Source organism: Xanthomonas bonasiae (assembly GCF_017163705.1).
GTDB classification, from domain to species: Bacteria; Pseudomonadota; Gammaproteobacteria; order Xanthomonadales; family Xanthomonadaceae; genus Xanthomonas_A; species Xanthomonas_A bonasiae.
Map to the genome: position 1 here is coordinate 162,521 of NZ_JAFIWB010000006.1, position 24,220 is coordinate 186,740.

The following is a 24,220-nucleotide window of genomic DNA, read 5'->3' on the forward strand; positions in this document are numbered from 1 at the left end:
CTCATGTTCAAGAACTTCTTCAATTCCGTCGTGTTCCTGGCCGGCCTCGCCGCCGTGTGCTGGATCGGCGTGGGCTATCTCGGCACCAATCCGCTGGGCGTCGGCTTCGCGCTGCTGATCGGCGCGTGCTACGTGGCCGGCGCGCTGGAGCTGTACCGCTACCGGCAGGCCACGGCCACGCTGGTCCACGCCGTGGCCGACGCGGACGCGGCGCAGTCCGACCTGGGCGGCTGGCTGCAGCGCCTGGATCCGAGCCTGCGCAATGCGGTGCGCCTGCGCATCGAGGGCGAGCGCGTCGCCTTGCCGGCGCCGGGACTGACCCCGTACCTGGTCGGCCTGCTGGTCCTGCTGGGCATGCTCGGCACCTTCCTGGGCATGATGGCGACCCTGCGCGGTACCGGCCTGGCGCTGGAAAGCGCGACCGACCTGCAGGCCATCCGCGACTCGCTGGCCGCACCGGTCAAGGGCCTGGGCTTCGCGTTCGGCACCTCCATCGCCGGCGTGGCCAGTTCGGCGATGCTCGGCCTGCTCGCCGCGCTGTGCCGGCGCGAGCGGCTGCAGGCGGTGCAAGGGCTCGACCTGGCCATCGCGACCACGCTGCACGTCCATTCGCAGGCGTTCCAGCGCAGTGAAGCGTTCAAGCTGCTGCAGCGGCAGACGGAACTGATGCCGGCCTTGATCGACCGGCTGCAGGCGATGGCGACCGGTATCGAGCAACAGGGCGCCGCCAGCGGCGAACGCCTCGCAAGCAATCAGGACGCCTTCCACGCCAGGACCGAGGCCGCCTACACGCGCCTGGCCGGCGCGGTGGAGCAGTCGCTGCAGGCCGGCGTCGCGGAGAACGCGCGCGCGCTCGGCGCGGCGCTGCAGCCGGTGGTGCAGGCCACCCTGGACGGCCTGGCGCGCGAAACCGCGACGCTGCACGAGCACGTCGGCCAGGCCGTGCAACGCCAGCTGGACAGCCTGGCCAGCGGCTTCGAGAACGCCGCCGCGCGCGCCGCACAGGCGTGGGATGCCGCGCTGGCCGGCCAGCGCGACACCAACCAGGCGCTGGTCCAGGATCTGCGCAGCGCGCTGGACGGCTTCGGCGACAGCTTCGCGATGCGCTCGAACGGCGTGCTGGATGCCGTGTCGGCGCGCCTGGACGCCACGGCGGACGGCGCCAAGCAGGCATGGAACGATGCGCTGTCGCGCCAGCAAGAGATCAACGCGCAATTGGCAGCGCGCAACGCACAGGCGCTGGATGCGATCTCGGTACGCCTCGACGCCACCGCCGATGGCGCCAAGCAGGCCTGGAGCGATGCGCTGTCGCGCCAGGAAGCGATCAACGAACAGCTGGCGGCGCGCAACGCACAGGCGCTGGATGCGATCTCGGTACGCCTCGATGCCACCGCCGATGGCGCCAAGCAGGCCTGGAGCGATGCGCTGTCGCGCCAGGAAGACGTCAACGCCGCCCTGGCCGAGCGCAACGCAAAGGCGCTGGACGCGGCCGCAGCGACGCTGGAACAACGCGCGGCGGCGCTGGTCGAGGTCATGCAGCACTCCCACGCGCAATTGCAGGACGCGCTGCAAGCGCGCGACCAGGCGCGCCTGGCCACGTGGACCGACACGTTCGCCGCGATGGTCGCCGCCTTGAACGCGGAGTGGGAGCGCAACGGCGAGCACATCGCGCAGCGCCAGCAGGACATCTGCGCCACCCTCGAACGCACCGCAGGCGCGATCGCGGCGCAGACCCAGGCGCATGCCAGCGAGACCATCGCCGAGATCTCGCGCCTGGTGCAGACCGCGTCGGAAGCGCCGAAGGCCGCCGCCGATGTCGTCGCCGAGCTGCGCCAGAAACTCTCCGAGAGCATGGTCCGCGACACCGCGATGCTGGAAGAGCGCAGCCGCCTGCTGGACACGCTGCACACCTTGCTCGACGCGGTGAATCACGCGTCCACCGAGCAACGCACCGCGGTGGACGCCCTGGTCACCACCTCGGCGGATCTGCTCGAACGGGTCGGCACCCGCTTCACCGACCACATCGAAGCCGAGACCGGCAAGCTCGAATCGGTCGCCGCGCAGGTCGCGGTCGGCGCCACCGAAGTGGCGAGCCTGGGCGATGCGTTCGGCGGCGCGGTGGAGGCGTTCGGCCACTCGAACGCGGCGCTGCTGGAGCGCCTGCAGGGCATCGAACAGGCGCTGGACAAGTCGCTCGCGCGCAGCGACGAGCAACTGGCCTACTACGTGGCCCAGGCGCGCGAAGTCATCGACCTGAGCATGCTGTCGCAGAAGCAGATCATCGAGGAGTTGCGCCAGCTGCCCGGCCAGCACGCCGACGGCGGAGCCGAAGCGGCATGAGCGACGAGCTCGAGATCGAAGCCGACGCCGGCGCGCCGATCTGGGCCGTGTTCGGCGACCTGATGTCGGTGCTGCTGGGCGCGTTCGTGCTGATCCTGATCGGCGTGATCGGCGTGCAGCTGCAGCTGTCGCACAAATTGGACGAGGAAGTCCGGCAGCGGCAGGCCGAGGCGCGGCAACGCAAGACCCTGGAACAGGCGCTGGCCGCGCCGCTGGCTGCAGGCCGGGTGACCCTGGTCGATGGCCGCATCGGCATTCGCGGCAGCGTGCTGTTCGCGCTCAATTCCGATCAGTTGCAGCCCGAAGGACGCGAAGTGCTGAAGAGCCTGGCCGCGCCGCTGGCCGGCTACCTCAAGGCGCGCGGCGAGATCCTGATGGTCAGCGGCTTCACCGACGACCGCCAGGTGCGCGACAGCAATCGCCAGTTCGCCGACAACTGGGAACTGTCGGCGCAGCGCGCGCTGACCGTGACCCGTGCGCTGATCGACGAAGGCGTACCGGCCGATGCGGTGTTCGCCGCCGCGTTCGGCGCGCAGCAACCGGTCAGCCCGAACACCGACGAAGCCGGACGCGCCAGCAACCGGCGCGTGGAAATGGCGCCGCTGCCGAAGCTGTCCACGTCTGCCGCCAGACCGCATGCGCGATAACGCGACATCCGCGAGCGAACTGCTCGGCGCATGGCGGCAGCGGCAGGCCGAGCGCCTGGATCCGCTGCGCTTCCGCTTCATCGAAGCACTGGCGCGGCGTGTCGATACGCATCATGGCCAAGCGCGGCGCCTGCTGGAGCAGAAGCTGTCCGCGCTGCTCGACGCCTATGCCGCGGACCTGGCCAGGATGCCGGCCGCGACAACCGCCGACGCCGAAAGCGATACCGACGACGGCACGGCCATCGCCGATACCGATACCGCGCCTCCCGCGACCGCGACTGCGACCGCGCGCAGCCCGCTCGGCGAACTGCTGCAGCGGTTCGCCGGCGGCGCCGCGCATGACGCGCATGACGCGAACGACACGGCAAACGCCATGCCGCCGCAGCCTGCGCAGCAACTGCCCGCACTCGACGATGCGCGCAGACTGTGGACCGAGCTGCGCAGCCGCAGCCAGCTGCGGCAATCGCTGCAGCAGGCCCCTGCCGATGCCGGCCCGCTGAATTCCGGCGTGCTGGTGCATCGCGCGCTGGCGCTGATGCGCACCCTGTCGCCGGGCTATCTGCAGCATTTCCTCGCCTACGTCGACGCATTGTCGTGGCTGCAACAGATGCACGACGATGATGTGCTCGCGACGCAGCAGAAACCCGGCGCGGATGTCGGCAAGAAGCCGACGCGCGGCAAGCCGCGCAAGCGCGGCTGAAACACGGCCCACGCGCTGGCCGCAATGCGTGCCCGGCGCACAATCCAATCCAGGCCGATAACGCCCCTGTAGGAGCGGCTTCAGCCGCGACAGGCTGCATCCGTAAAGCCCGTCGCGGCTGAAGCCGCTCCTACAGGGGACGCGCCTGAATTGCGCAACAACGCAAGCAAGAAAAAGGCCGGCTTGCGCCGGCCTTTCTCGTTGCCGCGGAAGACGCTGCGTTACAACGCCTTCGCCGCCGCGACCACGTGCTCGGCGGTGATCTCGAAGTACTTGTACAGCTCGTCGGCCGGTGCCGAGGCGCCGAAGGTGTCGATGCCGACCACCGCACCGTCCAGGCCCACGTACTTGCGCCAGAAACCGGTGACGCCGGCCTCCACCGCCACCCGCTTGCGCACCGCGTTCGGCAGCACCGATTCGCGATAGGCCGCATCCTGGCGGTCGAACACGTCGGTCGACGGCATCGACACCACGCGGGTCTTCAGGCCCGCGGCATCCAGCACCTTCTTCGCGTCCACGGCCAGCCCGACTTCCGAACCGGTGCCGATCAGGATCACGTCCGGCGCGCCGCCCTCGGCATCGGCCAGCACGTAGCCGCCGCGTTCGATCTGCTTGATCTGCGCGTCGCTGCGCACCTGGAACGGCAGGTTCTGACGACTGAACACCAGGCAGCTCGGGCCGTCCTGGCGGGTGATCGCGGCCTTCCAGCTCACCGCCGACTCGACCGTGTCGCAGGGGCGCCATACGTCGTTGTTGGGGATGTAGCGCAACGAGGCCAGGTGTTCCACCGGCTGATGGGTCGGGCCGTCCTCGCCCAGGCCGATCGAATCGTGGGTGTACACGTGGATCGCATGCGCCGGGTTCAACGCGCTCATGCGCACGCCGTTGCGCGCGTAGTCGCTGAACACCAGGAAGGTGGCATCAAACGGGATGAAGCCGCCATGCAGCGCAAGCCCATTGGCGATCGCGGTCATGCCGAACTCGCGCACGCCGTAGTACACGTAGTTGGCGTTCGGGTCGTCGGTGGCGACCGACTTGCTGGCCTTCCACAGGGTCAGGTTGGAATGCGCCAGGTCGGCCGAACCGCCGACCAGTTCCGGCAGCAGCGGCGCGAACGCCTCGATCGCCATCTGCGAGGCCTTGCGCGAGGCGATGGTCTGCGCCTCGCTCGCCTGCTTGGCGATGTAGGCATCGGCCTGGGCGATGAAGTCCTCCGGCAACTCGCCATGCGAGCGGCGGGTCAGCTCCGCGGCCTCGGCCGGGAACTGCTTGGCGTACTTGTCGAACGCCTGCTCCCACTCGGCCTGGCGCAGCGTGCCGGCGCCACCGGCGCGCCAGCCGTCGTAAATCTCCTGCGGGATCTCGAACGGGCCGTACGGCCACTGCAGCGCCTTGCGCGCGCCTTCCAGCTCGTCCTTGCCCAGCGGCGCGCCGTGCGAGGATTCCTTGCCGGCCTTGCTCGGCGCACCGAAGCCGATGGTGGTGCGGCAGCAGATCAGGGTCGGCTTGTCGCTCTCGCCGATGGCGGCCTCGATCGCGGCCTTGATCGCGTCGGCATCCTGCCCGTCGACATCGCGCAGCACGTGCCAGCCATAGGCCTCGAACCGCGCCGGAGTGTCGTCGCTGAACCAGCCGGCGGTGTTGCCGTCGATGGAGATATGGTTGTTGTCCCAGAACGCGACCAGCTTGCCCAGGCCCCAGGTGCCGGCCAGCGAGGCGGCTTCGTGCGAGATGCCTTCCATCATGCAGCCGTCGCCCATGAACACCCAGGTACGGTGGTCGACGATCTGGTGCTCGGGGCGGTTGTAGCGCTGCGCCAGCAGCTTCTCGGCCAGCGCGAAGCCGACCGCGTTGGCGAAGCCCTGGCCGAGCGGACCGGTGGTGGTCTCCACCCCGGGGGTCTCGCTGCGCTCGGGGTGGCCGGCGGTCTTGCTGTGCAGCTGGCGGAAGCGCTTCAGCTGGTCCAGCGGCAGGTCGTAGCCGGACAGGTGCAGCAGCGCGTACTGCAGCATCGAGCCGTGGCCGTTGGAGAGCACGAAGCGGTCGCGGTTGAACCACTTCGGATTGTTCGGGTTGTGGCTGAGGAAGTCGTTCCACAGCACTTCGGCGATGTCGGCCATGCCCATCGGCATGCCGGGATGGCCGGACTTGGCGGCCTCGACCGCATCGGCGGCGAGGAAGCGGATCGCGTTGGCGAGCTGGCGGCGGGTAGGCGTCGTCATGTGGATTCTATTGGACCGGGAGCGGGCGCGGGGGCGTCGGGTCCACCATTGTCCCACAGCCCGGGGCGCAGGACAGTCACCGGACCTGGACCCGCGGCGGCGGCGGCCTGGAACGCCGCCGCGACCGGCCGATCAGCCGACCGCGGCCGCCCGTGGCGCGGCGGCGTCCCCCTCACCCTTCGCCACCAGGGTGGTCAGCGCCAGGTCGCCGGTCACGTTCAGCGCGGTGCGGCACATGTCCAGGAAATGGTTGACGCCCAGGATCATGCCGATGCCGACCGGGTCCACCCCGACCATCGCGCAGATCAGCGCCACCACCGGCAGCGAGCCGGACGGCACGCCGGCGGTGCCGATGCCGCCGAGGATGCACACCAGCATCACCATGAACTGCTGCGCGATGCTCAGCTCCACGCCGAAGAACTGGGCCAGGAAGATCACGGTGACGCCCTCGAACAGCGCGGTGCCGTTCTGGTTGGCGGTGGCGCCGACGGTCAGCACGAAGCGCGACACCTTGCTCGGCAGGCCCATCTCGTCGGCCACGCGCAGCGCGGTGGGCAAGGTCGCGTTGCTGGAAGCGGTGGAGAACGCCATCACCGTGGCCTCGCGGGTGGCGCGGAAGAACGCCAGCGGCGAGCGCCCGGCCAACTTCACCGCCAGCCCGTAGGTCACCACCATGTGCAGGCCCAGCGCCAGCACCACCACGCCGACGTAGGCGCCGAGCCGGATCAGCAGTTCGAAGCCGAACAGCGCCGCCAGGTTGAACATGAAGCAGGCCACCGCGTACGGCGCCAGGCGGATCACCAGCCCGATCAGGGTCATCGAGATCTCGAAGATGCCCTCGATGCCGCGCCGCAGCGTCGCCACCTTGGCATCGTCGCTGAGCACCATGCCCACGCCGAACATCACCGCGAAGAACATCAGCGACAGGATCGCGCCGTTGCTGGAGGCGGCGGCGACCACGTTGTCGGGCACGATCGCCAGCAGCATGTCCATGCCGCGCGGCTGCTGCTTGCTCTGGTCGACGATCTGCGCGGCGCGCTCCGCGTTCTGCTGCAGCAGTTGCTGCGCCAATGCGTGGTCCACGCCGATGCCCGGCTTGAGCACGTTGACCAGCACCAGCCCGAGCAGCACCGCGATCCCCGACAGCACCACCGTATAGCCGAGCGTCTTCCAGCCGATCCGGCCCAGCGCGCGGATGTCGCCCATCTCGGAAATGCCCATCACCAGCGCCGAGAACAGCAACGGCACGATCAGCATGAAGATCAGGCTGAGGAACAGCTTGGACAACGGCGTGGTCAGGTAGGTGGTCAGCGCCTGCACCCAGGCCGCATCGCCGCCCACGCTCATGTGCACGGCCAGACCGAACACCAGCCCGACAGCGAAGCCGATCGCCATTTTCCAATGCAAAGGCATGCCGGTCTTGGCCTTCACGGGGGTGTCGGTCATGGTGTGCGCCTTGCAGAAGGGAACTCCGAGCTTAACAAACCCGCACCGGCGGGCCGCAAGCCCGCGCCACCTGGCGAGTGCGCTGCGGGCCGCGTCGCCCAGGCCCGCGACGACGCTGCTTACGCGTCGCGCGGATACAGCGGCGGCAGTTCGTCCTTGCCGTGCTTGCGCGGCGCATCGCGCCAGCGCGGCCCGGCCCAGAACGCCTGGCGCAGCGCGGCGCGCGCGCCAGGCACATCGCCGGCACCGCCCCAACGCGCGCGTTGCAGGCGCAGCACCGCCTCGCGTTGCGCCGGATCGTCCAGGCGGGTCAGCAGCGCATCGAGATCGGCGACGCCGGCCTGCGCGCACAGGATCGCCGCGACCTCGTCCAGGCCGCCGGCATCCAGTGCCTTGCGCAGGTCGGGCAGGCCGTAGCGGGCGCGTGGCGCAGCGCCCGCCGCAGCCGGCGCAGCGTGTGCGCCGGCCGGTGCACGCGCACCGCGGCTGCGGCGCCAGGCCCAGACCAGCGTCGCCAGCCACAACAGCGCGAACAGCGCGGCAAGCGCCATCCACAGCGGCAACGACCCGGCCCACCCGGACACCGCGTGGGTCGGTGTCACCGCGTTGCCGGCCGGCGCGGCGTCCACGCGCGGCACCGCTGCGCTGGCCGGCGCGGCCGGCGCGACGGGTGCGGCACGCCCGGGCAGCACCTGCAGGTCCAGATCGGGCAAGCTGGCCTCGCGCGCGCTGCCGGCCGCCACGTCCCACCATGGCACGCGCAGCCCGCTGACCCGCAACGGCCCCGCGGTTTGCGGCACGATCGAGTAGCGCCGGGTGATCTTCAGTTGCGGGCTGCCGTCGACGAACGTCTCGTCGAACTGCGGCGGCTCGGCGAACACCTGCGCGCCATCGACGCTCGGCGTCGGCAGTTCCGGGAACTGCGCCTGGGTGGCGCCGCGCGCGCTGGCCTCGACCACGATGTCGGCGGCCTCGCCCACCGCCGCACGTTGCGGCGTGGCGGTGTAGCGCAGGCGCAGGTCGTGCAGCGGCAGCCACGGCTGCGGCGCATTGGCCGGTTGCGCGCGCACCTGCAGGGTCTGCGCCGCACTGCGCGCGCTGAGGTCGCCGCCGCGGCCGAAATAATCGTCGAAGAAGCCGCTGGGGCCGCGGCCGCGGAAGCGCGCGCCGGGCAGCGACAACGGCCCGCTGCGCTCGGGCACCAGCAGGTAGCGGCGCTCGACGATGGTGAACATGCGTCCGTCGATCTCGCGCCGGCTCTGCACATCGTCGCCGATGCGCTGCAGCGCGGCGCCGGCGGGCGGATCCAGGTCCAGTTCGCCGGAGGTCAGCGGCACGCCCAGATACAGCCGCACCACCACGCCCACGCTCTGCTGCACATACGGCTGCGCGTCGTCGGCCACGGTCTGCACGAACACGTCGGCGTTGCCGAGCTGCGCCGGATCGCCGGCGCGGGTGCTGCCGGCCGGCGCCGGCGCGGCCGCGGCGACCTGCAGCCGCAGCGGTGCGGTGCGCTCGTTGCCCACGCGCAACGACGGGATGTCGAGCGTGCCGGTGCCGCGCGGGGTCAGCGCCACGCCGAACAGCGACTTGGCCGTGACCTGGCCGTTGACCATCTGCATCTGCCGGCTGTTGACCTCGTCGCTGAGCGCGAACTGCGCGCGCAGCGGCGCGTACTCCGGCGCCGCCAGGCCCTGGTCGGTCTCGATGTTGAGGGTGACGCTCTCGCCGGCGCCGATGCTGTCGCGGTCCAGCCAGGCGCGGGTGGCGGCCGCGGCCGGCAGCGCCAGCGCGGCCAGCAGCAGCCCCGCCCACAGGGTCAGCATCGCCGACCGCATCCGCGTGGCGGACGCGTCCCGGCGCCAGCGGCGTTGCTTGCGTTCGATCATGGTCCTTCCCGCTGCCTGCGTTCGTGTTCGAGCTTGAATTTGGCGCGCAGCAGGTTGCCCGGATCGTCCGGCACCCGCCGCAGCCACGCCTCCACCGCCTGGCGCTGTTCGCGCTGCTGCGGGGTTTCCGCGGCGGCCGCGGCGGCGCGTGCGGCCGCCTCCTTGCCTGCCGCGCCCTGCTGCGCCATCGCCTGCTGCATCTGCTGGCGCTGCGCCGCGTCGGCCTGCTGCTGCGCCTGCGCATCGCCCGGCTTCGGTGGCCCCGGCGGCGGCGCATCCTTGTCCTTGGACCCCGCCTGCGACGGCGCCTTCTTCTGTCCCGGCTGGCCTTGCGCATCCGCCGGCGACGGCGCCTTGGCCTGCGACGGGTCCTGGCCCTTGGGCGCGCCGCCGGCGCCCGGCTGCGGCTGGCCCTTCTGGTTCTGCTGCGATTGGTCCTTGCCCTGCTGTCCCGGCTTGTTCTGCCCGGAGTCGTTCTGCCCGGACTGGCGCTTGCGCGCGGCATCGACCGCGGCGCGGTTGGCGATCGCATCGGCCATCTGCGGATGCTGCCGCAACGCCTTGTCGTAGGCGTCGATCGCCTCGTCGTAGCGGCCCTGGCGGGCCAAGGCATTGCCCAGGTTGTACCAGCCCTGGTCGCTGTCGATGCCCTCGAACTGCTGTTGCGCGGCGGCAAAATCGCCCTTGCGATAGGCCTGCACGCCCGCGTCCAGACGCTGCTGGCGCACCTGGTCGGGACGCCGCCACCAATCGCCGCCGACCGCCTCGGCCGCCGCCGCACGCGCCGGCAGCGGCATCGCCAACGGCAGCAGCAACACCAGCAGCAACGCAGCGCCACCGCGGCGGCGGAACGCGAACAGCGCCAGCAGCAACAGCGGCGGCAGCAGCCAATAGCCCTGATCCACCCAGACCCGTCCACTGTGCTCGCCGGCGGCCGTCGCGTCCTGCTGCTGCGCCGGTTGCAGCACGCCCAGCTCGCGCAGATCGGCATCGGTGGGCGTCAGCGCGGCGTAGCGGCCGTTGCCGGCGCTCGCCAGCGCTTGCAGCGAGCCCGGATCCAGTTGCGCGTGGCCGACGCCGCCCTGGCCATCGCGATAGGCCGCGCCCTGCGTGGTTCCCAATCCCAGCGCCGACACCCGGTAGCCCTGCCCGGCCGCGCGCGACGCGGCCTGCTGCGCCTGCGCGTCGGCCTGGTCGCTGAGCAACAGGATGTCGCCGCGGGTGAAACCGGCCTGGCGCAGCAGCTGTGCCGCCCAATCGATCGCCAGGTCGGTGCGCTGCCCAGGCGCCGGCATCACCTGCGGCGACAGCGCATCCAGGAACAGGGCGACGTTGGCCGCGTCGTCGGTCAGCGGCGCGACGGTGTAGGGTTCGCCGGCGTAGGCCAGCAACGCGACTTCGCCGCCGGCACGCTCGCGCAGCAGCGTCGCCAGCTTGGCGCGCGACTGCAGCAGGCGCGACGGCGGCAGGTCGCCGGCCTCGATCCGCGGCGACAGATCCAGCGCGATCACCAGCGGCGTGCGCGACTGCCACAGCGGCTGCTGTTCCTGGCGCCAGCTCGGCCCGGACAGCGCCACGACCGCAAGCACGTAGCCGAGCGCGGCCAGCCACAACCCGGACAGCGATTGGCGGCCATCCTCCTTCGCCAGCAGATGCGGCAGCAGATGCGCGTCCACATTGTGTCGCCACACATTGCGGCGCCGGCGCCGGCGCAGCCAGCTCCAACCCAGCAACGGCAGCAACGACAACGCCCACAGCCACTGCGGACGCAGCAGATGCAACGCCTCCAGGAAACCGAGCACCGCGTTCATTGCCGCCTCCAGGGCCACACGAAGGCGATCAGTCCCAGCAGCAGCGCCGCACCCAGCGGCCACGCATAGCGCTCGATCCGCGGGCGTACCGCCGGGCCGGCCGAACGCACCGGTTCCAGGCGCTCCAGCTCGGCGTAGATCGAGACCAGCTGATCGGTATCGCGGGCGCGGAAGAAACGGCCGCCGGTGTCCTGCGCGATCTTGCGCAAGGTGTCCTCGTCGACCTGGTCGTCGCCGCCGCCACCGGGCATCGGCAAACCGAACAGCGAATAGCCGCCGGCGCCGCCGAAGGCGATGGTGTAGACACGCACGTGTTCGGCCTTGGCCAGCTCCGCCGCCTTGATCGGTTCCAGCACGCCGGCGGTGTTGACGCCATCGGTCAGCACGATCAGCACCCGGTCGCCCTGCGGCTGCTCGCGCAGGCGCTTGACCGACAGCGCGATCGCGTCGCCGAGCGCGGTCTCGCGTCCGGCCAGGCCGACCACGCTGTCGCGCAACTGATCGCGCACCGTCGCCAGGTCGGCGGTCAGCGGGGTCAGCGCATACGCCTGCTGGCCGAACACCAGCAGGCCGATACGGTCGCCGTCGCGGCGGTCGAGGAAGTCGGCCAGCACCGCCTTGGCCGCGGTCAACCGATCCACCACACGCCCGCCCAGGGTCATGTCCGGTTCGCTCATGCTGCCGGACAGGTCCACCGCCAGCATCAGTTGCCGCGCCTGCTGCGGCGGCGAGATCGGCTCGCCCAGTTGCAGCGGCCGCGCCGCCGCACCGCACAGGCAGAACCAGGCCAGCCATGTCAGCCACAGACCGACCCGCCACAGACCGCCGCGCGCTGGCGCAGCCGCCACCGCCTGCAACTGGGCGCCATACGGCACGCGCAAGGCCGGCGCAGTGCCGCGCTGCGCCGGCAGCAACAGGCGCGCCAGCAGCGGCAACGGCATCGCCAGCCACATCCACGGCCAGGCGAACCCGGCAAGCAGATCGCTGAGGTTTTGCCAGTGCAGCGAAAGCATGCTCATCGCCATCACGCGCGACGCCCGCCCATCAGCTCGAGGAAGCGGCGCCGCGCCAGCGGCAGCAGCGCTTGCAGTTGCGCGTGATCCAGTTCGCGCCGATAGCCGCCATCGAGCAGCACGCGGCCCGGTCCCGCAGAGAAGTCCTGGCGCTTGCCGCCGTCCAGGAAGCGCAGCCATGGCTCGCCCTGCAACGCGGCGGCGCCCGGGTCGCGCCGCCGCGCCGCGCGGCGCAGCAGTTCCGACACCGCGGCCACTTGCGCCGGCGCGGCGCCGGTGGCGAGCGCTGCATCGAACTGGCGCTGCCAGCGGCGCCGCCGCGCGCGCCGCCAGGCCCACAGGCCGAGCGCGATGCCCAGCGCCAACACCACCGCTGCGCCAAGCAGCAACCAGCCTGGCGCCGGCGGCCACCACGGCGGCGCCGGCGGCAGATGCACGTCGCGCAGCGGCAGTTGTTGCGGCGTCATCGCGGCGCGCTCCCGCCGGGCACCGGCAGCAGCCAGGATTCGCTGGCCGCGTCGCTGCGCAGCACGCGCACCTGCACGCCGCGGCCGGGCAGTTCGGCCGCCAGGGTTTCCAGCGGCGCGACGAATTGTTCGTGCCAGCGCTGTTGCGCGCTGGCCGCCTGCAAATCGATTTCCACCCGACGGCCGCCGGCCCAGAACGGCAGCGCCGCCCGCGGCGGCTGCAGTTCCAGCGCGTCGGCCAACAGCAGCAGCACCACGTCGTTGTGCAGCGCCAGCCCGGCCCAGCGCGACGCAGGAATCGCATTCGCGCTGGCCGGATCGGCCAGCACCACCAGCCGCGAGCCCGGCCGCAGCAGCTTGGCCGCGTGTTCCAGCGCCACGCCGAGGCCGGCATCGTCCTGCGGCGGCTGCGCGTACCAGCGCGCCAGCGCGTCGAGTACGCGCAAGGCGCCGCGCGGCCCGGCCGCCGGCGGTACCGGCGCCTCGCTGCGACTGCCGCGCAAGGCGGCCAGGCGGTCGCCCTGGCGCTGTGCGGTCCACGCCGCCACCGCCCCCGCACGCGCCGCCTGCACCGACTTGAAGCGCACGCGGGTGCCGAAATACAGCGTCGGCGCGGTATCGGCCACGATCAGGCTGAGCCGCTCGCGCTCGGCCTGGAACAGCTTGGTATGGGTGCGCCCGCTGCGCGCGGTGAGCCGCCAGTCGATGTGGCGTACATCGTCGCCGGCCACGTATTCGCGCGACTCGGCGTACTCCATGCCGCGACCGCGCAGCGCCGCCGGCGCACTGCCGCTGAGGCCATGGCGGCCGCGCCGCGGCGGCGGCACCCGCGCCACCGTCGCGCGCAGCGCCACCAGCTCGGCCAGGGTCGGCCGCACGCCGTCCGCGCCGGTCGCGGCGTCGGCGCGTGGCGTCTGCGGAGGCATCACCTGCACCGCCATCGTCGCTTACCTCGCCTGCGCCACGCTGCCGCGCGCTGGCCGCACGGCGGCGCGGTGCACCGGCGTGCTGCGGCGCTGCGGCCGCCCGGATTGGCGCTGCCGCTCGCTCAAGGCGGCGGCACCTTGTCCAGCAGCGCGGCGACCAGACGATCGCCATCCCAGCCCTCGGCCGTGGCCTCGTAGCTGGGCAGCACGCGATGGCGCAACACGTCCGGCGCCACCGCACGTACGTCGTCCGGGGTGACGAAATCGCGTCCCGCCAGCCAGGCACGTGCGCGCGCGCAGCGCTCCAGCGCGATCGAGCCGCGCGGGCTCGCGCCCCAGGCGATGCGCCGCGCCAGTGCCGGGTCGTAGCCGCTGGCATCGCGCGAGGCCAGCACCAGTTCGATCAGATAGCGCTCCAGCGGCGGCGCCATGTGCAGCGACAGCACCGCGCGCCGCGCGGCGAACACGTCGTCCAGCGGCATCCGCGGCGGCGGCGCCTCGCCATGGTCCAGGGTTTCGCGCGCACGCTCGCGCGCCAGGCGCAGGATCTCGGCCTCGGCGGCGGCCTCCGGATAGCCGATCCGCACGTGCATCAGGAACCGGTCCAGTTGCGCTTCCGGCAGCGGGAACGTGCCTTCCTGCTCGATCGGGTTCTGCGTGGCCATCACCAGGAACAGCTTCGGCAGCGCATAGGTATGCCGGCCGACGGTGACCTGGCGCTCGCCCATGGCTTCCAGCAACGCCGACTGCACCTTGGCCGGCGCGCGGTTGATCTCGTCGGCAAGCAGAATCGGATGGAAGATCGGCCCGGGCAGGAACTCGAAGCGGCTTTCCTGCGGACGCCACACCTCGGTGCCGGTCAGGTCGGCCGGCAACAGGTCCGGGGTGAACTGGACACGGGCGAAATCCGCTTCCAGCCGCGCTGCCAGCGCGCGGATCGCGGTGGTCTTGGCCAGGCCCGGCGCGCCTTCGACCAGCAGGTGGCCGTCGGCGAGCAGCGCGATCAGCAGGCGCTCCACCAACGCGGACTGGCCGACGATGGTTTCGGACAGGCCGTCGCGCAGGGCGAGGAACGCCGCATGCAGGCGCTGCTGCTCGGACGCGGCGGGAGTGGGATCGAAGCTGGAGGGCGTGGTGTTCATGTGCCGAGTTTGACCCATCGGCGGTGAAATGGTTCTGCGTCCGGCGCAACAATCGGCCGCAAATTCAGATTTGCCTCATCCGCCGGCACAAACGACGACGGGAGAAGCAGAGGCTTCTCCCGTCTCGGGACCAGCGTGGTTGTTGGCAGGCGCGCCGTCTTTCGGCACGGCCGGCGCGTCAGCCGGCGGCAGGCGCGCGCTTGGCCACGCGCATCACCTTCGGGGTCACGAAGATCAGCAATTCGGCCTTGCTCTTGCTGCGGCCGCGCTTCTTGAACAGATTGCCCAGGAACGGGATATCGCCCAGGAACGGCACCTTGGAAATGCTGTTGCGGTCGGTGAACTCGTACACGCCGCCGATCACCACGGTCTGGCCGTCGTCCACCAGCACCGCGGTATTGACCTCGCGGCGATTGATTTCCGGGATGGTGCCGTAGCCTTCGAGCACGCGGTACTGGTCGACCTCGTCTTTCTTCACGTTCATGTTCAGGAAAACGCGATTGTCGTCGGTGATGGTCGGGGTGACCTTCAGCTCCAGCACCACTTCCTTGAACTGCACGTTCGGCGTCGCCGCAGTCCCGGCGGTGCCGCCGGTAATGGTGACGTAGCCGATTTCCTTGCCCTGCTTGATCACGGCCTCGCGCTGATTGGAGGTGACGATACGCGGGTTGGAGATCACTTCGCCACGGCCCTCTTCCTGCAGCGCCGATAGCTCCAGATCCAGGTTGAAGTTGGATCCGAGCAGCGTATAGGCCAGGCTAGGCAAGGTCGTCGCATTGGTGAAAGTGGTGCCGCCCAGATCGACGTTGAGCCCGCGGGTGGCCGCGGTGCCGCCGCCGGTCGCGCCGCTGCCGACGGTCGCGGTGTTGTCGCCGTAGGTATGGGTGCCGCCGATGCCGAACTTGGCGCCCAGGTCGCGGGCGAAGGTATCGGTGGCGATGACGATGCGTCCCTCGATCAGCACCTGGTCGACCGGACGGTCGATCACGTTGATCAGCTCGCGCATCTGCGCGATCTTCTTCGGGATGTCGCTGATCATCAGCGTGTTGGTGCGCTCGTCGGCGACGATGCGCCCGCGCGGCGACAGGAAGCCGTTGTCGGTCTGACCGCTGCCACCGCCACCGCCACCGCCGCCACCGCCGCCGCCACCGATCCCCTTGGCCTCGGTCAGCGCTTTGAAGATCGTGGTGGCGCTGTGGTAGTTGATCTGGATGTAGTCGGTGCTCAGGTCCTCGCGGTTCTCGATCGCGATCCGCGCGTCTTCCTTGTCCTGCTCGAACTTGGCCAGTTCCTGCTGCGGCGCGACCCAGACCACGGCGCCGTCGCGGCGCTTGTCCAGGCCCTTGGCGCGCAACACGATGTCCAGCGCCTGGTCCCACGGCACGTTGACCAGGCGCAGGGTGACGCTGCCCTGCACGGTGTCGGAGGCGACGATGTTGAGGTTGGATTCCTCGGCGATCAGCTGCAGCACGGTGCGCACCGGCACGTCCTGGAAGTTGAACGTCACCGGGCGGCCGCTGTAGCCGCGCGCGGCGACCTGCGCCGCCGCCTGGCTGACCGTGGCCGCGCTGACCGCGCCCACCGCCGGCGCGGAGGTCCGCGGCGAAATCTCCACCACGTACTCGTTCCCCGACTGGTAAGCCAACGACTCGAAGGCGCCGTTGGTGCTCAACACCAGCTGCGCGCCACCGGCGTACGGCTTGGCGTCGATGCGCTGCACCGGGGTGGCGAAATCGGTGACGTTGAGCGGACGCTGCAGTTCCGCCGGCAACGAGGCGTTGCCGACGTCGACCACCACGGTGTTGCCCTGGGTGCGCAGGTCGGGACTGGCGCCGGCGCCGCTGAAGTGCAGGATCAGCCGCCCCGCATCGCCGTCGCCGCGCTTGAAGTCGATCTTCGACACCGTGAGCTTGGCCGGTGCCTGCGCCGGTGCCTGCGCCGGACCCGCCGCAGGCGTTGCCGCCAGCGCCGTGCCCATCGCGGCCGAACTTCCCAGCAGCGCCGCCAACCCCAATGCGCGTAGCCGCACCGTCGCGTGGCGCCGGATGGGACGCAGGCTCAGGGCTTTGGAAAAAGTCATCGTGCTATCCCCATAATCAATCATTGATCGTCCAGCGCCACGGCGGCCGGACGTTCCAGCCAACCGCCAGCGCCATCCGGCACCAGTTCAATCAAATCGATGCGATCCTCGTGCACCCCGGTCACGCGGCCATCGCTCTGCCCCATGTAGATGCCGGGACGGACCCGATACGTCACCTTGTCCGGCGCCATCACCAGCGCCACCAGGCCCGCGCCGTTGCCCAGCGTGCCGACCATCTTCAGGCCGTCCAGCGGGAACTGCTCCAGCGGCTCCTTGCGCCGGTTCGGATCCGGGCGCAGCCCGTTGTTGCCGTCCGGACTCGTCCAGGCATCGCTGAACGGATCGCGCAGGCCCTGCGCCGCATATTCGAAGGTCTCGAACTGCTGCATCACCGGCAGCGGCTCCAGCGGCTGCGCCGGCCGCGCGCGCACTTCCTTGACCCAGTTCTCCAGGTTCGACGCCTCGCCCGGGCCACTGGTCACGCCACGGCCGCAACCGCCGAGCAGCGCCACCAGCGCCAGCCCCGCCAAGCACTCGAATGCCCTGGTCCGCCGCTTCATGCGCCACCGCCTTGCTTGGAACCCTTCTTCGCCGCAGCCGCCGCCTTTTCCTGGTCCGCCATCTCCTTGTCGTCCAGATAGCGGTAGGTCTTGACCGTGCCGGACAGCTCCAGTTCGCCGCGCGTGGTGATGCCGGCCTTCTTGTCCTTGGGCTTCAAATTGATGTCGTGCATGGTCAGGATCACCACCCGCGGCAGCGACGCCACGCCGCTGACGAAGGCACCGAACTGGTGGTAGCTGCCGACCATGCGCAGCGCGATCGGCTTCTCCGCGTAGAACTCCTTCGGCGACTCCGGGCCCGGCTGGAACAGTTCGTTGGCCAGGCCGCTGGACAACGCGGTCTGCGAGATGTCGATGATCAGGTCCGGCATCTCGGTCTTGCTCGGCAGCTGCCGCAGCATCTGTTGCAGCACCTGCTCCATCTGCGCCAGCTGCTGCTTCAGTGGCTGCAGATTGACCGCTCGGCTCTGCTCCTTCTCGAACGAAGCGCGCAGCTCGGTTTCCTTCTGCTCCAGCGTTCCCAGCTCGTCGCGCTTGTCGCTGAGCAGCAGGAACCAGGACAGGATCAGGATGAACAGCGTAACCAGCACGCAGAAGCCGATCTTGGCCTGCTGCGGCCAGTTGCCGAGATTGTTGAAGTCCAGGTCTTTTACGTTGAATTTCTTGCTCATGACGCCGGTCCCTGTTGCGCTGGCGTGGCCGCTGGCGTCGCCGGCGCGGCGGCCGGCGGCGGCGCAGGTGCAGTCGGTGCAGTCGGCGCGGCAGGCGCGGGAACGGCAGCGGGTGCCGGCGCGGCGGCGGCGCCCGGAACCGGGGCTGCGGCAGGTGCGCCCGTCGCCGCGTCCGAACCATCGCCCGGCACCGGCAGCTTGACCTTGAGGGTGAACACGTAGGGCAAGGCCTTGGCGTCGACGATCGGCCCCTTGACCTCCTTGTCCTGCGCCTTGGCCTCGATCACCGACAGCTCCGGATTGGTCATCCAGCCCGAGCCCTCGAGGTTGCGCATGTAGGCGCTGACCCGCGCATTGGATTGCGAGCGCCCTTCCAGCGTCAGGATGTCGCCTTCCTGCTTGACTGCGGTCAGCACCACGCCGTCGGGGATCGTGCGCACCAGCGAATCGAACAGGTGCACCATCTGCGAGCGCTTGGCCTGCAGTTCCTCGATGACCCGCTTGCGCGCCAGCAGTCGCCGCTTCTGCTCGTCGAGCTTGTCGATTTCCTTGTTCTGCGCCTTGACCTTGTCGATCTCGGTCTGCAGGTAGGCATTGCGCTCGTTCTGCCCGGTGATCTGGCGGTCGTAGTAGAACCAGATCAGCAGCGCCAGCAGCACGCCGGCCAGCGCAGCGAAGCCCAGCATCGAGTAGAACTCACGCTCGCGCTGCTTGCGCCGCTCCGCCCGCCAGGGCAGCAGATTGATTTTTGCCATCAGTCGAAGCTCCTCAGAGCCAGGCCGGTGGCGATCATCAGCGCCGGTGCGTCCTGGGCCAGCGCATGCGCCTGGACCTTCGGCCCCAGGGTCATCTGCGCCAGCGGGTTGGCGACCACGGTCGCCACCCCCAGTTGTTCCTCGACCATCTCCGGCAGCCCGGCCAGCGCCGCGCAACCGCCGGCCAGCACGATATGGTCGACCCGATTGAATTCGCTGCCGGCGTAGAAGAACTGCAGCAGGCGGCTGATCTGCTGCACCGTGGCTTCCTTGAACGGCTCCAGCACCTCGATCTCGTAGCTTTCCGGCAACCCGCCCTGGCGCTTGGCCATGCCGGCTTCCTCGTAGGTCAGGCCATAGCGGCGCATCACTTCGTCGGTCAGCTGCTTGCCGCCGAACACCTGTTCGCGGCTGTACAGGCTGCGTCCGCCGCGCAGCACGTTGAGCGTGGTCATGGTGGCGCCGATATCGACCAGGGCGACGACGCCGTCGGCCGCTACCGGCAGCTCGCTGGCGACCAGCGCGAACGCGTTCTCGACCGCGAAGGCCTCCACGTCCATGACCTTGGCGACCAGGCCGCCGAGCTCCAGCGCCGACTGGCGCAACTCGACGTTCTCCGAGCGCGACGCGGCCAGCAGCACCTGCACCATTTCCGGGTTGTTGGGGATGATCCCCAGCACCTCGAAGTCCAGGTTCACTTCGTCGATCGGGTACGGGATGTAGTTGACCGCCTCCAGCTCGACCTGCGCTTCCAGCTCGTTCTCGTCGAGCTCGGCCGGCATCGGGATCAGCTTGGTGATCACCGCCGAGCCGGCCACCGCCGCAGCGGCATGCTTGGCGCGGGTGCCGGAACGGGTCACGGCGCGGCGGATCGCCTCGCCCACGGCCTCGACCTCGACGATGTTCTTCTCGACCACGGCGTTGGGCGGCAGGGGTTCCACGGCGTAGTGCTCTACGCGGAACCGGTTGCCGCTACGGGACAGCTGCAACAGCTTGACCGCGGTCGAACTGATATCGACACCGATCAGCGGTTGCTGACTCTTTGGAATAAGCCCCACGGATTTTCCCCTGCCGACGGGCACTTGGACGGCAATGCTGCGCCCACGCATTAATAACAAATTTTTTGCAATTGGCAACCGCCCTGGACATGTCGCGACTTACGTCACAACGCATCCCGTGGCAGCAAACCCGTCGCATCCCCGGAATCGGCCCCAGCCTTTCCCCGGCGTACTCTATACTCTGCGCCCAAGAAATCTGCAATCGGAATCTCTCTCGATGCCCCGTTTTCGTCGTTGGCTGCGCTGGGCGCTGGTCACGTTCGTCGTTCTCGCCCTGATCGGAGCCGCCGCCGCCGGCGGTCTGTATTACGTCGTTTCCTCCAAGCTTCCCGACGTGCAGACGCTGCGTCAGGTGGAGCTGCAGGAGCCCATGTACGTGTATGCCAGCGACGGCAAGCTGATGGCCCTGTTCGGCGAGACCCGGCGCTATCCGATCACCATGAAGGACGTGCCGGAGCGGCTGAAGCAGGCGTTCCTGGCCACCGAGGACGCGCGCTTCTACCAGCACGGCGGGGTCGACTACAAAGGCATCGCCCGCGCCGTGTGGCTGCTGGCCACGACCAACGACAAGCGCGTGCCGGGCGGCTCGACCATCACCCAGCAGGTCGCCCGCCAGTTCTTCCTGAGCTCCGAATACAGCTATACCCGCAAGCTGGCCGAGATCCTGCTGGCCCGCAAGATCGAGGCCGAACTGAGCAAGGACGAGATCTTCGAGCTGTACCTCAACAAGAGCTTCTTCGGCAACCGCGCCTACGGCATCGCCGCCGCGGCCGAGTACTACTACGGCAAGAAGCTCAACGAACTGAGCCTGGACGAGATGGCCTCGCTGTCCAGCATCCCCAAGTTCCCGTCCAGCGGCAACCCGATCAGCAATCCCGAGCGCGCCAAGCAGCGCCGCGACAACTACGTGCTCAGCCGCATGGCCGCGCTGGGCTTCGTCACCCAGGCCGAGGCCGACGCCGCCAAGGCGGTGCCGATGCACGCGACCCCGCACGAGCGCCCGGTCGAGGTCGAATCGCCCTACGTGGCCGAGCTGGTGCGCCAGGAGATGATCGCGCGCTTCGGCGGCGACGTGCTCGACAAGGGCTACCACGTCACCACCACCATCGACACCGAGCTGCAGACCGCGGCCAACCATGCGGTGCGCCAGGGCCTGGTGATCTACGACCGCCGCCATGGCTGGAACGGCGTGGAGAAGCATTTCGACGTCGCCGCCGATGCCGACGCGGCCGCGCTGGCCAGCCACCTGGCCGGGATCAATGCGCAGGGCGGCATGCTGCCGAGCATCGTCGCGGCCACCGGCAGCGACGGCAGCGCCACCGTGGTGCTGGCCAACAAGAGCGAACTGGTGCTGCCGGTCGCGTCCAGCCGCTGGACCGGGCGCAGCCCCGCCACCCTGCTCAAGCGCGGCGACCTGGTGCGGATCCAGGCCGGCGACAAGCCGGGCGAGTGGGAAGTCACCCAGCTGCCACGCGGGCAGTCGGCGCTGGTGTCGCTGGACGCCAGCAACGGCGCGCTGCGCGCCCTGGTCGGCGGCTTCAGCTATGCCGGCAACAAGTTCAACCGCGCCACCCAGGCGCGGCGCCAGCCGGGTTCCAGCTTCAAGCCGTTCCTGTACGCGGCCGCGTTCGAGAAGGGCTTCAACCCGGCCTCGATCGTGCTCGACGCGCCGGTGGTGTTCCGCGACCGCCGCGGCAAGACTTGGTCGCCGCAGAACGACGGCGGCGGCTTCCGCGGCCCGATGCGCTTGCGCGAAGCGCTGGTGCAGTCGCGCAACCTGGTCTCGGTACGCCTGCTCGACAGCATCGGCGTGGACTTCGCGCGCAAGTACATCAGCCAGTTCGGCTTCCAGGAGGCCGAGCTGCCGCCCAACCTGTCGATGTCGCTGGGCACCGCGTCGCTGACCCCGCTGTCGGTGGCGCGCGGCTATGCGGTGTTCGTCAACGGCGGCTCGCGGGTGGATACCTGGATCATCGACAAGGTCACCGACCGCGACGGCAACGTGCTGTTCCAGGAGCACCCGCCCACCGCCTGCCGCAGCTGCGGCAGCGTCGGCGGCAGCGCCACCCCGGCCAGCCAGGTCGTCGACGGCTTCAACTTCGGCAGCGCCGCGCCGCCACCGCCGCCCAAGCCCGCGGCCACCGCCGCCGCCACTCCGACCCCGGCCGACACCGCGCCGGCGACCGACCCCGACGCCAAGGTGGCGCCGCGCGCGATCGACGAGCGCACCGCCTACCAGCTGGTCTCGATGATGCGCGACGTGGTCCAGCGTGGCACCGGCACTGCGGCCAAGGTCCTGGGCCGCGCGGACGTCGGCGGCAAGACCGGCTCCACCAACGACCATCGCGATGCCTGGTTCTCCGGCTTCGGCGGCCCCTACGTGACCACCGTGTGGGTCGGCCGCGACGACTTCCGTTCGCTCGGCTACCGCGAGTACGGCGGCAAGGCGGCGCTGCCGATCTGGATCGAGTACATGCGCGTGGCGCTGAAGGACAAGCCGATCGCCAGCAACGACCCGCCGGCCGGCATGGTCCAGGCCACGCTCAACGGCGCCACCGAGTGGGTCAAGGTCGAGGACATGGATCGCATCCAGGAGTTCGACTACGGCCTGCAGGACCAGAAGACCGACGACGCCGCGTTCGATATTTTCTGAGGCGCGCGGGACTCGGGACCGGGGACTCGGGACTCGGCGGGTCCCGCTGCCGAGGCGGCGCTGGCTGGCGGGATCGCCACGGGGCGGATGCCGCGTCGCCGCGGCCGGTCGAGCGGACTGCAGCGGCTGTCCAGCGCGTCAACCGCGCCGCATGCCGATGTCACCGCGCTGTTGTACAGTCGGGGCAGGCTTTCAGGGAGGCGGCCCCATGCACCACGCTCGGCAACATGCCCAGACCCGCACGCACGAACGCCGCCGCCGGCTGGCCCACGAAGCCGCCCGGCTGATGGCCGAAGGCGGCATCCGCGACTTCCACCAGGCCAAGCTGAAGGCCGCCGAGCGGCTCGGCATCCACGACGACGCCTCGCTGCCGCGCAACCGCGAGATCGAGGATGCGCTGCGCGAGTACCAGCGCCTGTTCGCCGGACCCGACCACGCCGGCGGCCTGCGCCTGCGCCGCGAGGCCGCGTTGCGCGCGATGGACTTCCTGCATGGCTTCGCCCCGCGCCTGGTCGGCCCGGTGCACGACGGCACCGCCGATGCCAACAGCCCGGTGCAACTGCACCTGCACAGCGACGACGCCGACGCGGTGGCGCGCTTCCTCGAAGAACACCGGATCCCGGCCGAATCGCGCACGCGCCGGCTGCGCCTGGACCGCGAACGCAGCGAGGACTTCCCGGTGTGGCTGTTCGCCGCCGAGGAACTGACCTTCGACCTGACCGTGCTGCCCTACGATGCGCTGCGCCAGGCGCCGCTGTCGCAGGTGGACGAGAAGCCGATGCGGCGCGCCTCAGAAAGCCAGCTGCGGCAGCTGCTGACCGAACAGGACATCGCCGACTACCAGCAGCGCCGCTGAGCGCCCGCGCGCGCCGCGCCCGGCGCACCGCTTCCTTTCCGCCAACGGACCCGCTGCATGCCCGCCATTCCGCCCGACGCCATCGTCGTCTCGCGCAACAGTCTCGACAGCGACGACGCGTACGCGCCGATCCAGTCCAACATCAGCTTCATCAACGCCCAGCTCGACCAGTGGCTGCGTCCGGACGAGATCGCCGCCGATGCGATGTGCAGTTATTACGTCGACTTCTACGTGGCGCAGGTGGAAAACGGCGGCTTCGCCCAGTTCGTCTACAACTGCAACGCCGATCCGCTGGTGCTGGACCAGGTCGGGCGCGGACTGCAGGCGATGCGGGCAACCCGGCATGCGGCGCTGTACGCGGCCAGCCGCGCGCTGCTCGAACAGATGGACGACGCCACGTTGCAGGCGTTCATGGACGGCCAGTACTTCGGCGACAACCCGGCGCGCGATGCGCTCGACCGGCATGGCGACGCGTTCTTCGCGCTGGCGGAAGAAGAGGATCTGATCGCACTGAATTCGGCCTGGCTGCGCGCGCATCCGCAGCTGGTGGCGCTGTCGATTCCGGAGATGCAGGCCGAGGTCGAGCGCCGCGGCGCCGCCCTGCCCGATCGCCTCGAGCGCATCGCCGCGGCGCTGGAGAACGAACCGCGCTACATGAAACTGATCCGCCGCCTGTGCGCCGACAGCGGGCACACGCTGGACCGCGTCACCGCCGGCGATCCCAGCCATGCGCACGACGGCAGGCAGGTACTGGCCTGGCACTTCCTGACCGACCGCGGCCACTTCTACCTGCTCGACCTCGACGGCATCGCGCGCATGCACGACGCCGACAGCCATGCGTTGGTGGCGCAGATCGACGTGCCGGCGCAGTTGTAGGACATCTCGATCCAGGTCATGCACTCCACGCTGCCCCGCGGAAACGGCACCGGGCGCCCTCGGGCCATCCGGAGTTGCTGCCGCAGTGCACCCAGCGAGTTGGCCGCA

The 24,220-nt window shown here is 70.1% G+C and carries 19 protein-coding genes; 6 read left to right on the forward strand and 13 right to left on the reverse strand.

The features are described from left to right. Positions 1-3 precede the first annotated feature (3 nt). Genes JR064_RS08745 through JR064_RS08755 form a run of 3 tightly spaced genes read left to right on the forward strand, consistent with a single transcriptional unit; the run spans position 4 to position 3,687 of the window. The gene (locus tag JR064_RS08745; protein WP_206229464.1) at positions 4-2,340 is read left to right on the forward strand and encodes a DUF802 domain-containing protein; all 2,337 of its coding nucleotides are present in this window, start codon (positions 4-6) and stop codon (positions 2,338-2,340) included. Next, positions 2,337-2,987, forward strand: coding sequence for an OmpA family protein (locus JR064_RS08750; protein WP_206229465.1), 651 nt, complete (start codon positions 2,337-2,339; stop codon positions 2,985-2,987). Before JR064_RS08745 ends, JR064_RS08750 begins: the two co-directional genes overlap by 4 nt. Further along, entirely contained in the window at positions 2,977-3,687 is a 711-nt protein-coding gene (locus JR064_RS08755) for a DUF2894 domain-containing protein (RefSeq protein ID WP_206229466.1), read from the forward strand. Before JR064_RS08750 ends, JR064_RS08755 begins: the two co-directional genes overlap by 11 nt. 221 nt (positions 3,688-3,908) lie before the next feature. Here JR064_RS08755 and tkt read toward each other — a convergent pair whose 3' ends face one another. The 13 genes from tkt to JR064_RS08820 form a co-directional block, all read right to left on the reverse strand. After that, a complete protein-coding gene (gene tkt, locus JR064_RS08760; RefSeq protein WP_206229467.1) occupies positions 3,909-5,909 on the reverse strand; it encodes a transketolase in 2,001 nt (666 codons plus the stop codon). Between the two features lie 132 nt (positions 5,910-6,041). Continuing rightward, positions 6,042-7,355: a dicarboxylate/amino acid:cation symporter gene (locus tag JR064_RS08765; RefSeq protein WP_191824470.1), complete on the reverse strand. Its 1,314-nt coding sequence runs from the start codon at positions 7,353-7,355 to the stop codon at positions 6,042-6,044. A gap of 119 nt (positions 7,356-7,474) precedes the next feature. Next, positions 7,475-9,193, reverse strand: a complete 1,719-nt coding sequence (locus tag JR064_RS08770) for a BatD family protein (RefSeq protein WP_241092955.1) — start codon at positions 9,191-9,193, stop codon at positions 7,475-7,477. A gap of 47 nt (positions 9,194-9,240) precedes the next feature. Beyond that, on the reverse strand, positions 9,241-11,055 hold the full coding sequence (locus tag JR064_RS08775; protein ID WP_206229468.1) for a vWA domain-containing protein: 1,815 nt from the start codon (positions 11,053-11,055) through the stop codon (positions 9,241-9,243). Continuing rightward, the gene (locus tag JR064_RS08780) at positions 11,052-12,068 is read right to left on the reverse strand and encodes a vWA domain-containing protein (protein WP_206229492.1); all 1,017 of its coding nucleotides are present in this window, start codon (positions 12,066-12,068) and stop codon (positions 11,052-11,054) included. The genes JR064_RS08775 and JR064_RS08780 overlap by 4 nt, the downstream gene beginning before the upstream one ends. An 11-nt stretch (positions 12,069-12,079) precedes the next feature. Further along, the gene (locus tag JR064_RS08785; RefSeq protein ID WP_179566898.1) at positions 12,080-12,535 is read right to left on the reverse strand and encodes a DUF4381 family protein; all 456 of its coding nucleotides are present in this window, start codon (positions 12,533-12,535) and stop codon (positions 12,080-12,082) included. Then, positions 12,532-13,461, reverse strand: a complete 930-nt coding sequence (locus JR064_RS08790; RefSeq protein ID WP_206229469.1) for a DUF58 domain-containing protein — start codon at positions 13,459-13,461, stop codon at positions 12,532-12,534. Before JR064_RS08790 ends, JR064_RS08785 begins: the two co-directional genes overlap by 4 nt. 122 nt (positions 13,462-13,583) lie before the next feature. Next, positions 13,584-14,603 (reverse strand): AAA family ATPase, encoded by a 1,020-nt coding sequence (locus JR064_RS08795; RefSeq protein ID WP_179566902.1) that lies wholly within the window; start codon positions 14,601-14,603, stop codon positions 13,584-13,586. A 178-nt stretch (positions 14,604-14,781) separates the two neighbouring features. Further along, positions 14,782-16,683, reverse strand: coding sequence for a type IV pilus secretin PilQ (locus JR064_RS08800; protein ID WP_206229470.1), 1,902 nt, complete (start codon positions 16,681-16,683; stop codon positions 14,782-14,784). 20 nt (positions 16,684-16,703) lie between these two features. After that, entirely contained in the window at positions 16,704-17,243 is a 540-nt protein-coding gene (locus JR064_RS08805; protein ID WP_206229471.1) for a pilus assembly protein PilP, read from the reverse strand. Next, the gene (locus JR064_RS08810) at positions 17,240-17,914 is read right to left on the reverse strand and encodes a type IV pilus inner membrane component PilO (protein ID WP_179566908.1); all 675 of its coding nucleotides are present in this window, start codon (positions 17,912-17,914) and stop codon (positions 17,240-17,242) included. Before JR064_RS08810 ends, JR064_RS08805 begins: the two co-directional genes overlap by 4 nt. Further along, the gene (locus tag JR064_RS08815) at positions 17,911-18,669 is read right to left on the reverse strand and encodes a PilN domain-containing protein (RefSeq protein ID WP_206229472.1); all 759 of its coding nucleotides are present in this window, start codon (positions 18,667-18,669) and stop codon (positions 17,911-17,913) included. Before JR064_RS08815 ends, JR064_RS08810 begins: the two co-directional genes overlap by 4 nt. Continuing rightward, positions 18,669-19,727: a pilus assembly protein PilM gene (locus tag JR064_RS08820; RefSeq protein WP_338123791.1), complete on the reverse strand. Its 1,059-nt coding sequence runs from the start codon at positions 19,725-19,727 to the stop codon at positions 18,669-18,671. The genes JR064_RS08815 and JR064_RS08820 overlap by 1 nt, the downstream gene beginning before the upstream one ends. 217 nt (positions 19,728-19,944) lie before the next feature. Between JR064_RS08820 and JR064_RS08825 the strand changes: the two genes are divergently transcribed. From JR064_RS08825 to JR064_RS08835, 3 genes are all read left to right on the forward strand, one after another. Then, positions 19,945-22,380: a penicillin-binding protein 1A gene (locus JR064_RS08825; protein WP_206229473.1), complete on the forward strand. Its 2,436-nt coding sequence runs from the start codon at positions 19,945-19,947 to the stop codon at positions 22,378-22,380. 208 nt (positions 22,381-22,588) lie between these two features. Continuing rightward, the gene (locus tag JR064_RS08830) at positions 22,589-23,236 is read left to right on the forward strand and encodes a hypothetical protein (protein WP_179566916.1); all 648 of its coding nucleotides are present in this window, start codon (positions 22,589-22,591) and stop codon (positions 23,234-23,236) included. Positions 23,237-23,293: 57 nt separating this feature from the next. Continuing rightward, positions 23,294-24,112, forward strand: coding sequence for a DMP19 family protein (locus tag JR064_RS08835; protein WP_206229474.1), 819 nt, complete (start codon positions 23,294-23,296; stop codon positions 24,110-24,112). Positions 24,113-24,220: the final 108 nt, after the last annotated feature.

What these genes read in the sequence shown, in the direction of transcription:
- JR064_RS08815 (WP_206229472.1), bottom strand. Translation starts at nt 18,669, where the DNA reads ATGGCAAAAATCAATCTGCTGCCCTGGCGGGCGGAGCGGCGCAAGCAG.
- JR064_RS08780 (WP_206229492.1), bottom strand. Translation starts at nt 12,068, where the DNA reads ATGCTTTCGCTGCACTGGCAAAACCTCAGCGATCTGCTTGCCGGGTTC.
- JR064_RS08795 (WP_179566902.1), bottom strand. Translation starts at nt 14,603, where the DNA reads ATGAACACCACGCCCTCCAGCTTCGATCCCACTCCCGCCGCGTCCGAG.
- JR064_RS08765 (WP_191824470.1), bottom strand. Translation starts at nt 7,355, where the DNA reads ATGACCGACACCCCCGTGAAGGCCAAGACCGGCATGCCTTTGCATTGG.
- JR064_RS08775 (WP_206229468.1), bottom strand. Translation starts at nt 11,055, where the DNA reads ATGAACGCGGTGCTCGGTTTCCTGGAGGCGTTGCATCTGCTGCGTCCG.
- tkt (WP_206229467.1), bottom strand. Translation starts at nt 5,909, where the DNA reads ATGACGACGCCTACCCGCCGCCAGCTCGCCAACGCGATCCGCTTCCTC.
- JR064_RS08750 (WP_206229465.1), top strand. Translation starts at nt 2,337, where the DNA reads ATGAGCGACGAGCTCGAGATCGAAGCCGACGCCGGCGCGCCGATCTGG.
- JR064_RS08745 (WP_206229464.1), top strand. Translation starts at nt 4, where the DNA reads ATGTTCAAGAACTTCTTCAATTCCGTCGTGTTCCTGGCCGGCCTCGCC.
- JR064_RS08790 (WP_206229469.1), bottom strand. Translation starts at nt 13,461, where the DNA reads ATGCCTCCGCAGACGCCACGCGCCGACGCCGCGACCGGCGCGGACGGC.
- JR064_RS08835 (WP_206229474.1), top strand. Translation starts at nt 23,294, where the DNA reads ATGCCCGCCATTCCGCCCGACGCCATCGTCGTCTCGCGCAACAGTCTC.
- JR064_RS08800 (WP_206229470.1), bottom strand. Translation starts at nt 16,683, where the DNA reads ATGACTTTTTCCAAAGCCCTGAGCCTGCGTCCCATCCGGCGCCACGCG.
- JR064_RS08810 (WP_179566908.1), bottom strand. Translation starts at nt 17,914, where the DNA reads ATGAGCAAGAAATTCAACGTAAAAGACCTGGACTTCAACAATCTCGGC.
- JR064_RS08770 (WP_241092955.1), bottom strand. Translation starts at nt 9,193, where the DNA reads ATGCGGTCGGCGATGCTGACCCTGTGGGCGGGGCTGCTGCTGGCCGCG.
- JR064_RS08785 (WP_179566898.1), bottom strand. Translation starts at nt 12,535, where the DNA reads ATGACGCCGCAACAACTGCCGCTGCGCGACGTGCATCTGCCGCCGGCG.
- JR064_RS08805 (WP_206229471.1), bottom strand. Translation starts at nt 17,243, where the DNA reads ATGAAGCGGCGGACCAGGGCATTCGAGTGCTTGGCGGGGCTGGCGCTG.
- JR064_RS08825 (WP_206229473.1), top strand. Translation starts at nt 19,945, where the DNA reads ATGCCCCGTTTTCGTCGTTGGCTGCGCTGGGCGCTGGTCACGTTCGTC.
- JR064_RS08755 (WP_206229466.1), top strand. Translation starts at nt 2,977, where the DNA reads ATGCGCGATAACGCGACATCCGCGAGCGAACTGCTCGGCGCATGGCGG.
- JR064_RS08830 (WP_179566916.1), top strand. Translation starts at nt 22,589, where the DNA reads ATGCACCACGCTCGGCAACATGCCCAGACCCGCACGCACGAACGCCGC.